Here is a 12213-nt window from a genome sequence, read left to right as displayed (position 1 = left end):
ACCGCAGCGCCTCATGCATTCCTCACCAGACTGGCCTGACACGTCCAGACTGACAGGAAGCCTCCATGCATCGCCCTTATGATCCTCTCTTGCAGGCCTATGTCCTGCCGCCTTTTTCAAACATCCGCGTCGAACACTTCTCCCCCGCGCTAGACCAGATCATTGCCGAAAGCCGCGCCAAAGTCGTCGAGATCATCAAGACCCAGACACCGTTTCCTACGTGGGATGACCTGGTGTTGGCGATGGATGAAATCCACGCACGCCTGAGAAGCTTCGGCTTTGTACTGGAACTCATGGCTTCGACCAGGACTGACGATGCCTGGGGGCAGGTTTCGGGCGATTGCCAACAACGGCTGCAGGATTTCCAGGGATCGCTGATGCGACATCCCGAACTGTTTCAGCTTTACCAACGCTTGGCGGACAGCCAGATCGCCCTGCATTTCTCCCCCGTGCGCAAAAGAACGCTGGCAAAAATCCTGCGGCGGTTGCGCCAGCATGGAATGGGATCGCCGTCACCGCAGAAGCTCAATGACCTGAAGCTACGAATCCAAGGCGCCCAGACCTTGTTCCTTGAGCACTTGCACGCAGCGAACAACGCGTGGAGCAAAATAATCCACGATGAAGCCCAGTTGAGTGGCCTGCCGCCATCCTTCAAGCGGCGCATGGCCGAGCAAGCCCGTGAAAAGGGCGGCACAGGCTGGCTGCTGACTCTCAACGACGAGTCGTTTCGCATCGTCACCCGATACGCCGACGATCCTGCCTTGCGCAAGCAAATGTACGTTGCCTATAGCACCCGCGCATCGGATCAAGGGCCGCAAGCCGGGCTCTACGACAACGGCGAAGTGCTGCGCCAATTGCTCAGGGATCGGTATGCACTGGCCAAACTGCTGGGCTATTCAAGCTACGCGCAGATGGCTGTCGAGCCCGAGCAAGCGCAGTCGCCAGAAGACGTCATGACGTTCCTGCAAGGGCAGCTCGACCAACAGCAAGCCGTGTTTGCCGAAGATACGAAGCAACTGCAGGCGTTTGCCAAGACGCAACAGGTCAACGAATTAACGCCCTGGAATGTGCAGTACCTGGCAGAAAAGCTTCGTCGGCAAACAGCCGGTATCTCGGAGCAGGACGTCAGCGCCTGGTTCGCACTGGAACCGACGTTTACCCAGCTGCTGCTGATCGCCACGGATCTGTTTGGCGTGGACTTCATCGAGCGCCAGGACGTGACGAACTGGCATCCGCAAGTGCGTCTTTTCGAAGTCCGGGAGGGGGACGAAACCCTCGGCTACTTTTATTTCGATCCCTTCGAATATCCGGATCAGAATGGCTTTCCCAGTACCACTACCCTGCGAAACCGCCGCATCACCGCCGAGGGCCGGCCACGTTATCCCGTCGCGGTGCTGCAGGGCTGGTTGCCGCGCGGTTCCAGCACCACTCCCCTGTTGCTGGATTATCGGCAACTGCGAGTGCTCTTCCACGAGTTAGGGCACTGTCTGCACCATGTGTTGAGCCGGGTTGAATACCGCGACGTCTCGGGCATCACCGCGCTCAGCCGGGACGCGGCCGAATTCGCTGGCGTGTTGTTCGAACAGTGGTGCACCTCCAAGGAATTCCTCATGCGGATATCGAAGCACCACCAGACCGGAGCACCGTTGCCGGACAAAGACGCCGACCAGTTGATGGTTTATCTACAGACCCAGACCAGTTGGGGCATTGCCGGACAGATACGCGATGCGCTATTCGACATGGAACTGCACCACAGCCACGGTGACGGTCGTACGGTCCAGCAAGTATTCGAGCAAGTGCGTGCAAAAGTAGGCCACTTACCGGTGTTCATGAACGAACGCTGGCCCAATGGCCTGGATTACCTGGTCACGGGCTACGATGCCGGAATTTATGCCTACCTTTGGTCCAGGAGCCTGGCCAGGACCGTGTTCGAGCCATTCAAGCGCAACGGCTTATTCGATAGGGAAACCGGCAGGGTGTTGCGTGAAACGATATTCGAGTGGGGCGACTCACGGCCTCTATCGGAGTCCATCGAGGCTTTTTTGCACGCAACCGCTCACCGTGCGGGAGCCAGCGCTTGAGGGTTGAGGTGATGCGCCGGGGTCGTTGAATTGACCCAGCTTTCCAGGGAGCAAAGGGCAAAGACGCTGGTGCTGCAATCGCCGTTCGCCAACGCCACGCGCAGTTTGTCGACATCGGCCTGCATCATGTAGCGCACGCCGTCCTTGAAGTGATGGCTGTCGCCGAAGCCACCTTCGGTCATTTCATTCAACGCGTCCTCTTTGCTCCAGCCCTGCACCACCACCCGGTACATGGCGGCCACCAGCCCGGTGCGGTCCGAGCCGTGCTTGCAGTGCATCAGCACCGGCCCCTTGGTTTCGGCCGCCTGGACGGCGCGCAAGGCCTTGAGTATGTCGCTGTCATCGACATGATTGGTGCGGTAGGGCAACTGCACCTGCTCGATGCCGGGGGTGGACAGCCAGCGCTTGTCCGACTCCGGCAGGAAGGTGATGACCGTGCCGATCCGCAGCTTCGTCAGCAAAGGCACGGCGCCGCCGTCTGGCAGGGAGCTGCGGTAGAGGGTCGGTGACATCTGGTAGAGGTTGTAGTCCTTTTCCACCGGCTGCGCCCATTCAGCGGGCCTCGCCTCAGGGAGATCGGCCGCTTGGACGGGCGCCTCGGCCAGTCCGGCAAGCAAGGCCAGGCACAACAACGAACGGGAACAGAGCTTGAGCATGCACGGACGACCGAGAGCGAAGGAATACAGGAGGCCCAGTGTCGGCTCGCTGCGGTTAAAAGCCCGTGAGGAGAACGTCAAAGCCTTGTGAACGCTGATCCGGTAGTTGGACTGCCGAATGGCACTGGCCCTAATCGAACACAGCGAATACTGTATGCACATACAGCTTTCGGAGTATTCCCCATGCCTGCCTCCCTTCCACCTCGCGGCCGCGGCACCGCGACCAACCCGCACAACCGCTTCGCCCCGAATCGCTCGGTGGTCGAGGATGACGGCTGGTACCAGGAAGTCCCGCCGACCCAGGGCACCGAAGTGCGCATCGAAACGGCGAAGACCATCATTACCCGCAACACCTCGTCCGATATCCCATTCGACCGCTCGATCAACCCGTACCGAGGCTGCGAACACGGTTGCATCTACTGCTATGCGCGGCCCAGCCATGCCTATTGGGACCTGTCGCCGGGGCTGGATTTCGAAACGAAGCTGATCGCCAAGACCAATGCCGCCGATGTGCTGGAGGAGCAATTGTCCCGGCGCGGCTATCAATGCGCGCCGATCGCACTGGGTTCCAACACCGACCCCTATCAGCCGATCGAACGGGAACAACGGATAACCCGGCGGATCCTCGAGGTACTGCTGCGTTATCGGCATCCGGTGACCATCGTCACCAAGGGCTCGCTGATCCTGCGCGACCTGGACCTGCTGACCGAGTTGGCGCAACAACGCCTGGTGCACGTGATGATCAGCCTCACCACCCTGGACGATGAACTCAAGCGCATTCTCGAACCCCGGGCGGCGGCGCCCAAGGCGCGGCTGCGGGCGATCAAGGTCATGCGTGAGGCAGGCATCAACGTGGGCGTGCTCTGCGCACCGATGATCCCGATGATCAACGACAGCGAGATCGAGAGCCTGCTGACCGAAGCCCACGCCGCCGGTGCGCAGAATGCCGCCTACGTGATGCTGCGCCTGCCGCTGGAAGTCGCGCCGCTGTTCGAGGAGTGGCTGCAGGCGCACTACCCGCAACGCGCCGCCCATGTACTGAGCCTGGTGCGCCAGAGCCGTGGTGGCGAACTGTATGACAGCCGCTTCGGTGCGCGGATGCGCGGCGAAGGCCCATTCGCCGACCTGCTGGCCCAGCGCTTCGCCAAGGCGCTCAAGCGCCTGGGACTGGAGCGACGCGACGGATACACTCTCGATTGCGATGCCTTCTGTCCGCCGGGCCGACAGATGTCGTTGATTTGATTAAAGTTGACCCTGGAAAGACCACTGGACATGAGCTGCGCCAGTGTTTCGCCACCCCTGGAATCATTGTCCTAGAGCCTTCGATTTCAGTTTGAGTTAAGTTTCGGCCGCTACCTTGTTCAGCGAGTGACTGACGGGTCGCAGATGTCGACCTGGATGTTTTAGCCACTGGCGTCATACCGTCAAAAGAGGATGAATCATGAGTGACAAGGATAATCAGCCGTTGGCTGCGTCGGCTTCAGCCCAACCCGTGGCGGAAACCGCCGATGCAGCGCTGCAGCATATTGTTGACGGCTTTTTGCATTTCCATCACGAGATCTTTCCGCAACAGGAAGAGCTCTTCAAGAAACTCGCCACCGCCCAGGCGCCCCGTGCGATGTTCATCACCTGTGCCGATTCGCGCATCGTGCCCGAGCTGATCACCCATAGCTCCCCCGGCGACCTGTTCGTGACCCGTAACGTGGGCAACGTCGTTCCGCCTTACGGGCAGATGAATGGCGGCGTCTCCACCGCCATCGAATACGCCGTGCTGGCCCTCGGTGTGCAACACATCATTGTTTGCGGCCATTCCGATTGCGGCGCCATGCGTGCCGTGCTGAACCCGGACACCCTGGAAAAAATGCCCACGGTAAAAGCCTGGCTGCGCCACGCCGAAGTGGCCAAGACCATGGTCCACGACAACTGTCCGTGCGGCGACGAAAAACAGACCATGCCCATCCTCACCGAAGAAAACGTGATCGCGCAGTTGCAGCATCTGCGAACGCATCCCTCGGTCGCATCGCGCATGGCCAGCGGTCAGTTGTTCATCCATGGCTGGGTGTACAACATCGAGACCAGCGAGATCAAAGCCTTTGACGCGGACCAGGGACGTTTCCTGCCGCTCGATGGCAGCCATCCGATACCGGTGGCGACGCCCAAAGCGCGCTTCTAACCACTCCTAATCATCCTTGTGTGGTTCTAGCCTTACCGCTATTTGCGCGGTAGGGCCTCGCCATGCCTGAAGAAACTTCGGGAGAGTCGCCATGCGTGCTGCTCAATTAAAAGCTGTTCTGCCACGGGAGCTATTGGCTTCGGTGGTTGTGTTCCTGGTGGCGCTGCCCTTGTGCATGGGCATTGCCATCGCCTCCGGCCTGCCGCCGGCCAAGGGCCTGATTACCGGGATCATCGGTGGTCTGGTCGTGGGTTTTCTGGCTGGCTCGAAGCTGCAAGTCAGCGGCCCGGCCGCCGGGTTGGCGGTGTTGGTCTTCGAACTGGTGCGCCAGCATGGCGTGGCGATGCTCGGGCCGATCCTGCTGCTGGCCGGCCTGCTGCAACTGTTGGCCGGGCGCTTTCGCCTGGGTTGCTGGTTCCGGGTCACTGCGCCTGCGGTGGTGTACGGGATGCTCGCGGGTATCGGCGTGCTGATCGTGTTGTCCCAGGTCCATGTGATGCTGGACGCGGCGCCCAAGCCCTCCGGGCTGGATAACCTCGCGGCGTTCCCGACGGCAGTGGCCCAGGCCTTGCCGTCCTTCGGCTGGCAGGCCGGCCTGCTCGGTCTGTCGACGATCGCGGTGATGTGGCTGTGGGAAAAGTTTCGCCCCCACAGCCTGCGCTTCGTTCCCGGTGCCTTGCTGGGCGTTGGCCTGGCGACCGTCGCCAGCCTGCTGCTGGCCTTGCAGGTCAAGCGCGTGGAGGTTCCGGAGAACCTGGCCGAAGCCATTGATTGGCTGCGCCCGGCGGACCTGCTGAACCTGGCCGACCCAACGCTGCTGATCGCCGCGTTCGCGGTGGCCTTCATCGCCAGTGCCGAAACCCTGCTGTCGGCGGCCGCCGTGGATCGCATGCACAGCGGTGAACGTGCGGACTTCGACCGGGAACTGTCGGCGCAAGGGATCGGCAACATGCTCTGCGGCCTGCTCGGCGCCTTGCCGATGACTGGTGTGATCGTGCGCAGTTCGGCCAACGTCCAGGCCGGGGCCACCACGCGGATGTCGACGATTTTCCACGGCCTGTGGCTGCTGCTGTTCGTGCTGTTGCTGTCCAGCGTGCTGCAAAGCATTCCGGTGGCGAGCCTGGCCGGCGTGCTGGTCTACACCGGTTTCAAACTGGTGGACCTCAAGGCGTTTCGAAGCCTGGGCCGTTATGGCCGGATGCCGATGTTCACCTACGCCGCCACGGCGCTGGCGATCATCTTCACCGACCTGCTGACCGGTGTGCTGATCGGCTTCGGCCTGACCCTGGTGAAACTGGCCTGGAAAGCGTCGCGCCTAAAAATCAGCCTGATCGACCTGCCTCAGGAAGGCGAGATGGAACTGCGCCTGGTGGGGGCGGCCACCTTCCTCAAGGTGCCGGCGCTGACCCAGGTGCTGGCCACCATCCCAACGGGCGCGACCGTGCACGTGCCGCTCAATAACCTGAGCTACATCGATCACTCGTGCCTGGAGTTGCTGGAAGAATGGGGCCGGGCGAATGCCAGCAAGGGTTCGAAGCTACTGATTGAATCCCGCGGGCTCAAGCGTCGATTGGAAGGGCGGTTGCGGACCACCGTAGGGGTTGGCGCAGCGACCGGTTAACCATGCCCCTGTGGGAGCGAGCTTGCTCGCGATGGCGGAGTGTCAGTCGACTGCGATGTGGCTGACCCTATGCCATCGCGAGCAAGCTCGCTCCCACAGGGGGCCGGTGTAGGACATATGATTCATGAACACCACGGATCCAATGTGGGAGCGAGCTTGCTCGCGATGGCGAAGTGTCAGTCGACTGCGATGTGGCTGATGCAATGCCATCGCGAGCAAGCTCGCTCCCACAGGGGGTTTGTGTTTTTTTCGGGGGGATCAAGCCGCCGGCTGATCCAGCTCCAGGCCCACGCCCAAGCGACGGGACATGCACGGCCAGCGCTTCCAGGCTGCGCCGGTCTCAGGGCTGCTGAGCTTCTCGCGATAGGCTTCTACAGATTCCAAGGCAAACGTCTCGTCGTTGAGCATCTCGTCGAACGTGTGATGCACCACTTCATCGAGCTGGTTGGCAAATGCCTCACCGATCAACTGGTGGGCGATCAGGTTGGCGACCGTCATGTCCAAGGGGATCAATGGCTGGCCGAAATGCTTGATATAAAGGTCATTCACCTCTTCGACAAACCGGTGCGCCAGATAGGCTTCGTCCAGCAGGCTGTCGAGCCCGACATGCCCGGCCATGATGGTCGGCGGCTGGAGGAAATACTGTTCGGCAATCTTCAGTACCGGTTTGATCTGCGACTCGATACCCGCTTCCCTCGCCACGTCGTTGGCTGCGTCCAGCAGGTCGGGCACTTCATCGATGTACGCCGCGACAAACCGCGCGAGGGCGTTATTGGGGTTCGTGTCCGGCAATTGAATGGTGCGGTGCAGATGCGGTAACTGGGCCTCCAGTTGGCGGGTCAATTGGCCGGTCTCGGCTTCGTGTTGTTGGGCTTTTTGGATCTGCTCGCGCAATGCGGCGGTGTTCATGACAACTCCAGGAAACAAAGGCAATGAAATAGGGAAGACATAACTTAGCTGGCGCAAAAACACTCCTAAGACCTATTTTTCATAACTGCCCCTTCCTTGCTGCGTCACAGTTATATCGGTTTGCCATCACTCAGTTCGCATCCTTCTCCATTCGTGGGCTCTAGCGCAAGCCCCGGCTGTTTCAAACGATTTACGCCATCGCGTTGCGAGGTTGCAGGTGCTGTCTATACTCGGTTTGGAATGGAGTTAGCTGATGACACCCGATTGCATGTGCAGCAAGGCGCGGCGAGTCAATTAAGCAGTCTGAATAGCCGATCCCTTGCCGCAGGCTTTACGCCTACGGGATAACAAGAACGATAAGGGGAACCCGCAATGACGCGACATCCACACGTATGGATGGGCCTCCTGTTGTGGTCGATTTTCAGTCAGGCACAAGCGGCCTGGACTGTGAATATGGCGCCTGGAGCGACACAGATCAGCAACGCAGTGTTCGACCTGCACATGACCATCTTCTGGATCTGTGTGGTCATCGGCATCATCGTCTTCGGCGCCATGTTCTGGTCGATGATGATGCACCGCCGCTCAACCGGCCAGAATGCCGCGCACTTTCACGAAAACACCCGCGTCGAAATCCTCTGGACCATCGTGCCCTTCCTGATCCTGGTGCTGATGGCGATTCCTGCCACCGCGACCCTGATCAAGATGTACGACTCCAGTGAGTCGGAGATCGATATCCAGGTCACCGGTTACCAGTGGAAGTGGCACTACAAGTACCTGGGCCAGGACGTCGAGTTCTTCAGCAACCTGGCGACCCCCGCCGAACAGATCCACAACCAGAGCGCCAAGGGCGAGCACTACCTGTTGGAGGTCGACAAGCCGCTGGTGCTGCCGGTCGATGCCAAGGTGCGCTTTTTGGTGACCTCCGCCGACGTGATCCACTCCTGGTGGGTGCCGGCCTTCGCGGTCAAGCGCGACGCCATCCCGGGGTTCGTCAACGAAGCCTGGACCCGCGTCGACAAGCCCGGCATCTATCGCGGCCAATGCGCCGAGCTGTGCGGCAAGGACCACGGCTTCATGCCGATCGTGGTGGAGGTCAAGAGCAAGCCCGACTACGAGAAATGGCTGGGCGAACGCAAGGCCGAAGCCGCGCAGCTCAAGGAGCTGACCAGCAAGGAATGGACGCGCGAAGAGCTCGTCGAGCGTGGCGACAAGGTCTATCACACCACCTGCGTGGCCTGCCACCAGGCCGAAGGCCAAGGCTTGCCGCCGATGTTCCCGGCGCTCAAGGGCTCGAAAATCGCCACCGGGCCGATCAAGGATCACCTGAACATTGTCTTCCACGGCAAGCCCGGCACCTCAATGGCGGCGTTCGGCAAACAACTGTCGGAAGTCGATATCGCTGCGGTCGTGACCTATGAACGCAACGCCTGGGGCAACAACAAGGGCGACATGGTGACGCCTAAAGAAGTGCTGGAACTCAAACAGGCGGAAAGCCAATGAGCCGGCCCGACGCTCGTTCCCATAACCGGTCGGGGCGCGTTGCCCCGCGCCGTCCAGCCCATTGGTTCGAAGGAGAAAGGACATGAGTGCTGTGATCGATGACCACGGTCATGCCGACCACGCCCACGGCCCCGCCAAGGGCCTGATGCGCTGGGTGCTGACCACCAACCACAAGGACATCGGCACGCTGTACCTGTGGTTCGCCTTCTCGATGTTCCTGCTGGGCGGCTCGTTCGCCATGGTGATCCGCGCCGAGCTGTTCCAGCCCGGTTTGCAGATCGTCCAGCCGGAATTCTTCAACCAGATGACCACCATGCATGGCCTGGTGATGGTCTTCGGCGCGGTGATGCCGGCGTTCGTCGGCCTGGCCAACTGGATGGTCCCGCTGATGATCGGCGCGCCGGACATGGCCCTGCCGCGCATGAACAACTTCAGCTTCTGGCTGTTGCCGGCGGCGTTCCTGATGTTGGTCTCGACGCTGTTCACTCCCGGCGGCGGGCCGAACTTCGGCTGGACCTTCTATGCGCCGCTGTCCACCACCTATGCGCCGGAAAGCGTGACGTTCTTCATCTTTGCCATTCACCTGATGGGTATCAGCTCGATCATGGGGGCGATCAACGTGGTCGCCACCATCCTCAACCTGCGCGCGCCCGGCATGACCCTGATGAAAATGCCACTGTTCGTCTGGACCTGGCTGATCACCGCGTTCCTGCTGATCGCGGTGATGCCGGTGCTGGCCGGCTGCGTGACGATGATGCTGATGGACATCCACTTCGGCACCAGCTTCTTCAGTGCCGCCGGTGGCGGTGACCCGGTGCTGTTCCAGCACGTGTTCTGGTTCTTCGGCCACCCCGAGGTGTACATCATGATCCTGCCGGCCTTCGGTGCCGTCAGCTCGATCATCCCGGCGTTCTCCCGCAAGCCGTTGTTCGGCTACACCTCGATGGTCTACGCCACGGCCGCCATCGCGTTCCTGTCGTTCATCGTCTGGGCGCACCACATGTTCGTGGTCGGCATCCCGCTGGTGGGCGAGCTGTTCTTCATGTACGCGACCCTGCTGATCGCCGTGCCCACCGGGGTGAAGGTGTTCAACTGGGCCAGCACCATGTGGCAAGGCTCGCTGACCTTCGAGACGCCGATGCTGTTCGCCGTGGCGTTCGTGATCCTGTTTTCCATCGGCGGTTTCTCCGGGCTCATGCTCGCCATCGCCCCGGCGGACTTCCAGTACCAGGACACTTACTTCGTGGTCGCGCACTTCCACTACGTGCTGGTGCCCGGGGCGATCTTCGGGATCTTCGCCTCGGCCTACTACTGGCTGCCGAAATGGACCGGCCACATGTACGACGAGACCCTCGGCAAGCTGCACTTCTGGCTCTCGTTCATCGGCATGAACCTGGCGTTCTTCCCGATGCATTTCGTGGGCCTGGCGGGCATGCCCCGGCGGATTCCCGACTACAACCTGCAGTTCGCCGACTTCAACATGGTCTCGTCCATCGGCGCGTTCATGTTCGGCACCACGCAGATCTTCTTCCTGTTCATCGTGATCAAGACCATCCGCGGCGGCCCGCCGGCACCGGCCAAGCCGTGGGATGGGGCCGAAGGGCTGGAGTGGAGCGTGCCGTCGCCGGCGCCGTATCACACGTTTACTACGCCGCCGGAAGTGAAATAGATGACACCGGGGCCTTATGTGGGAGCGAGCTTGCTCGCGATAGCGGTGGAACAGGCACACCGCGTCGCCTGCATCGCGAGCAAGCTCGCTCCCACAGGGTTCTCGGTAGGGACTGGAAATCATGGCTGACTCGATCTCGCTGAAAAAACTGGTCACCCGCCTGCTGCTGGTGGTGGTCGCCATGTTCATCTTCGGGTTTGCCCTGGTGCCGATCTACGACGTGATGTGCAAGGCGTTCGGCATCAATGGCAAGACCGGTGGGCAGTACGAAGGCGAGCAGGTCGTCGATGAGTCGCGCCAGGTGCGTGTGCAATTCCTGTCGACCAACGCGGTGGACATGGTCTGGGACTTCTACCCCAAGGGCGATGAGCTGGTGGTCAAGGCCGGGGCGGTCAACGAGATGGTGTTTGTCGCGCACAACCCCACCGACCGGCCGATGAGCGCCCAGGCGGTGCCGAGCATCTCGCCGAGCAACGCGGCGGCGTATTTCCACAAGACCGAATGTTTTTGTTTTACCCAGCAAGTGCTGCAACCCGGCGAACGCATCGAAATGCCCATGCGCTTCATCGTCGACCGGGACATGCCCAAGGAAGTGAAGCATCTGACGCTGTCCTACACGCTGTTCGACATCACCGCTCGTCATCCACCGGTGGCTCTAAACACTGACCGATAGCGTGCCCGATAAGGAGAACAATAAATGGCAACTCATGAGCACTATTACGTTCCGGCCCAGAGCAAATGGCCGATCATCGCCACGGTCGGGATGTTCGTCACGGTGTATGGCCTGGCGACCTGGTTCAACGACCTGAAAGCCGACCGCCCGGATTCCCACGGCCCGCTGATCTTTTTCGTCGGCGGCCTGCTGGTGGCCTACATGCTGTTCGGCTGGTTCGGCGCGGTCATCAAGGAAAGCCGCGCCGGGCTGTACAGCGCCCAGCTCGACCGCTCGTTCCGCTGGGGCATGAGCTGGTTCATCTTTTCCGAAGTGATGTTCTTCGTCGCCTTCTTCGGTGCGCTGTTCTATGTGCGCATGGTCTCGGCGCCGGGGTTGGCCGGTGAAGGCAGCAAGGGTTTATCGGAAATGCTCTGGCCGAACTTCGAATACGTCTGGCCGTTGTTGAACAACCCCGATCCCAAGCTATTCCCACCGCCCAAGGATGTGATCAGCCCTTGGGGCTTGCCGCTGCTCAACACCATCCTGCTGGTCAGCTCCAGCGTCACCGTGACCATCGCCCACCATGCCCTGAAAAAAGGCCATCGTGGCGCGCTGAAAATCTGGCTGGCGATCACCGTGCTGCTGGGTTGCGCCTTCCTGGGCTTCCAGGCCGAGGAATACATCCACGCCTATAAAGAGCTGGGCCTGACGTTGGGCTCGGGAATCTACGGCGCGACGTTCTTCATGCTCACGGGCTTTCACGGCGCCCACGTCACCATCGGCACGATCATCTTGTTCGTGATGCTGATGCGCATCATGCGCGGGCATTTCGACAACGAGCACCAGTTCGGCTTCGAGGCCGCGAGCTGGTACTGGCACTTCGTCGATGTGGTGTGGATCGGCTTGTTCTTCTTCGTCTACATCCTCTGAGGCAGCCGTTACCAGGGCG

10 protein-coding genes are annotated in these 12213 nt (G+C 60.9%); 8 read left to right on the top strand and 2 right to left on the bottom strand.

All coding sequences use genetic code 11. The features are described from left to right. The first annotated feature begins 65 nt into the window (after positions 1-65). A complete protein-coding gene (locus tag ACLH0I_RS01430; RefSeq protein WP_411386104.1) occupies positions 66-2081 on the top strand; it encodes a M3 family metallopeptidase in 2016 nt (671 codons plus the stop codon). Here the strand turns inward: ACLH0I_RS01430 and ACLH0I_RS01425 are convergent. Beyond that, positions 2057-2737, bottom strand: coding sequence for a tyrosine-protein phosphatase (locus ACLH0I_RS01425; protein ID WP_411386103.1), 681 nt, complete (start codon positions 2735-2737; stop codon positions 2057-2059). The genes ACLH0I_RS01430 and ACLH0I_RS01425 overlap by 25 nt on opposite strands. A 183-nt stretch (positions 2738-2920) precedes the next feature. On the opposite strand from ACLH0I_RS01425, the gene ACLH0I_RS01420 reads away from it, so the two are divergent. The 3 genes from ACLH0I_RS01420 to ACLH0I_RS01410 all read left to right on the top strand — a co-directional run bounded on the left by ACLH0I_RS01420 (position 2921) and on the right by ACLH0I_RS01410 (position 6531). Beyond that, positions 2921-3979 carry a PA0069 family radical SAM protein gene (locus tag ACLH0I_RS01420; protein ID WP_411386102.1) on the top strand — a complete coding sequence of 353 codons (1059 nt, stop codon included), beginning with the start codon at positions 2921-2923 and terminating at the stop codon, positions 3977-3979. 199 nt (positions 3980-4178) lie between these two features. Then, positions 4179-4910, top strand: a complete 732-nt coding sequence (locus ACLH0I_RS01415) for a carbonic anhydrase (protein ID WP_250963885.1) — start codon at positions 4179-4181, stop codon at positions 4908-4910. Between the two features lie 91 nt (positions 4911-5001). Continuing rightward, the gene (locus tag ACLH0I_RS01410) at positions 5002-6531 is read left to right on the top strand and encodes a SulP family inorganic anion transporter (RefSeq protein WP_411386101.1); all 1530 of its coding nucleotides are present in this window, start codon (positions 5002-5004) and stop codon (positions 6529-6531) included. A 258-nt stretch (positions 6532-6789) separates the two neighbouring features. On the opposite strand, the gene ACLH0I_RS01405 is transcribed toward ACLH0I_RS01410, so the two are convergent. Next, a complete protein-coding gene (locus ACLH0I_RS01405) occupies positions 6790-7440 on the bottom strand; it encodes a hypothetical protein (RefSeq protein WP_186708274.1) in 651 nt (216 codons plus the stop codon). Between the two features lie 372 nt (positions 7441-7812). Here ACLH0I_RS01405 and coxB point away from each other — a divergent pair, with 372 nt between their 5' ends. The 4 genes from coxB (at position 7813) to ACLH0I_RS01385 (ending at position 12194) form a co-directional block, all read left to right on the top strand. Then, positions 7813-8940 carry a cytochrome c oxidase subunit II gene (gene coxB / locus ACLH0I_RS01400; RefSeq protein WP_411386100.1) on the top strand — a complete coding sequence of 376 codons (1128 nt, stop codon included), beginning with the start codon at positions 7813-7815 and terminating at the stop codon, positions 8938-8940. A gap of 82 nt (positions 8941-9022) precedes the next feature. Then, entirely contained in the window at positions 9023-10609 is a 1587-nt protein-coding gene (gene ctaD / locus ACLH0I_RS01395) for a cytochrome c oxidase subunit I (protein ID WP_186708278.1), read from the top strand. A 121-nt stretch (positions 10610-10730) separates the two neighbouring features. Then, positions 10731-11282, top strand: coding sequence for a cytochrome c oxidase assembly protein (locus ACLH0I_RS01390; protein WP_186708280.1), 552 nt, complete (start codon positions 10731-10733; stop codon positions 11280-11282). Positions 11283-11306: 24 nt separating this feature from the next. Further along, complete coding sequence (locus tag ACLH0I_RS01385; protein ID WP_186708282.1) at positions 11307-12194, top strand: cytochrome c oxidase subunit 3; 888 nt, start codon at positions 11307-11309, stop codon at positions 12192-12194. Positions 12195-12213: the final 19 nt, after the last annotated feature.

Source organism: Pseudomonas sp. MPB03 (assembly GCF_046605385.1).
GTDB classification, from domain to species: Bacteria; Pseudomonadota; Gammaproteobacteria; order Pseudomonadales; family Pseudomonadaceae; genus Aquipseudomonas; species Aquipseudomonas zanjanensis.
Note: the sequence above shows the minus strand (reverse complement) of the source record. Positions and strands in the feature narration are given on the sequence as shown.

What these genes read in the sequence shown, in the direction of transcription:
- ACLH0I_RS01405 (WP_186708274.1), bottom strand. Translation starts at nt 7,440, where the DNA reads ATGAACACCGCCGCATTGCGCGAGCAGATCCAAAAAGCCCAACAACAC.
- ACLH0I_RS01420 (WP_411386102.1), top strand. Translation starts at nt 2,921, where the DNA reads ATGCCTGCCTCCCTTCCACCTCGCGGCCGCGGCACCGCGACCAACCCG.
- ctaD (WP_186708278.1), top strand. Translation starts at nt 9,023, where the DNA reads ATGAGTGCTGTGATCGATGACCACGGTCATGCCGACCACGCCCACGGC.
- ACLH0I_RS01410 (WP_411386101.1), top strand. Translation starts at nt 5,002, where the DNA reads ATGCGTGCTGCTCAATTAAAAGCTGTTCTGCCACGGGAGCTATTGGCT.
- ACLH0I_RS01415 (WP_250963885.1), top strand. Translation starts at nt 4,179, where the DNA reads ATGAGTGACAAGGATAATCAGCCGTTGGCTGCGTCGGCTTCAGCCCAA.
- ACLH0I_RS01425 (WP_411386103.1), bottom strand. Translation starts at nt 2,737, where the DNA reads ATGCTCAAGCTCTGTTCCCGTTCGTTGTTGTGCCTGGCCTTGCTTGCC.
- ACLH0I_RS01390 (WP_186708280.1), top strand. Translation starts at nt 10,731, where the DNA reads ATGGCTGACTCGATCTCGCTGAAAAAACTGGTCACCCGCCTGCTGCTG.
- ACLH0I_RS01430 (WP_411386104.1), top strand. Translation starts at nt 66, where the DNA reads ATGCATCGCCCTTATGATCCTCTCTTGCAGGCCTATGTCCTGCCGCCT.
- ACLH0I_RS01385 (WP_186708282.1), top strand. Translation starts at nt 11,307, where the DNA reads ATGGCAACTCATGAGCACTATTACGTTCCGGCCCAGAGCAAATGGCCG.
- coxB (WP_411386100.1), top strand. Translation starts at nt 7,813, where the DNA reads ATGACGCGACATCCACACGTATGGATGGGCCTCCTGTTGTGGTCGATT.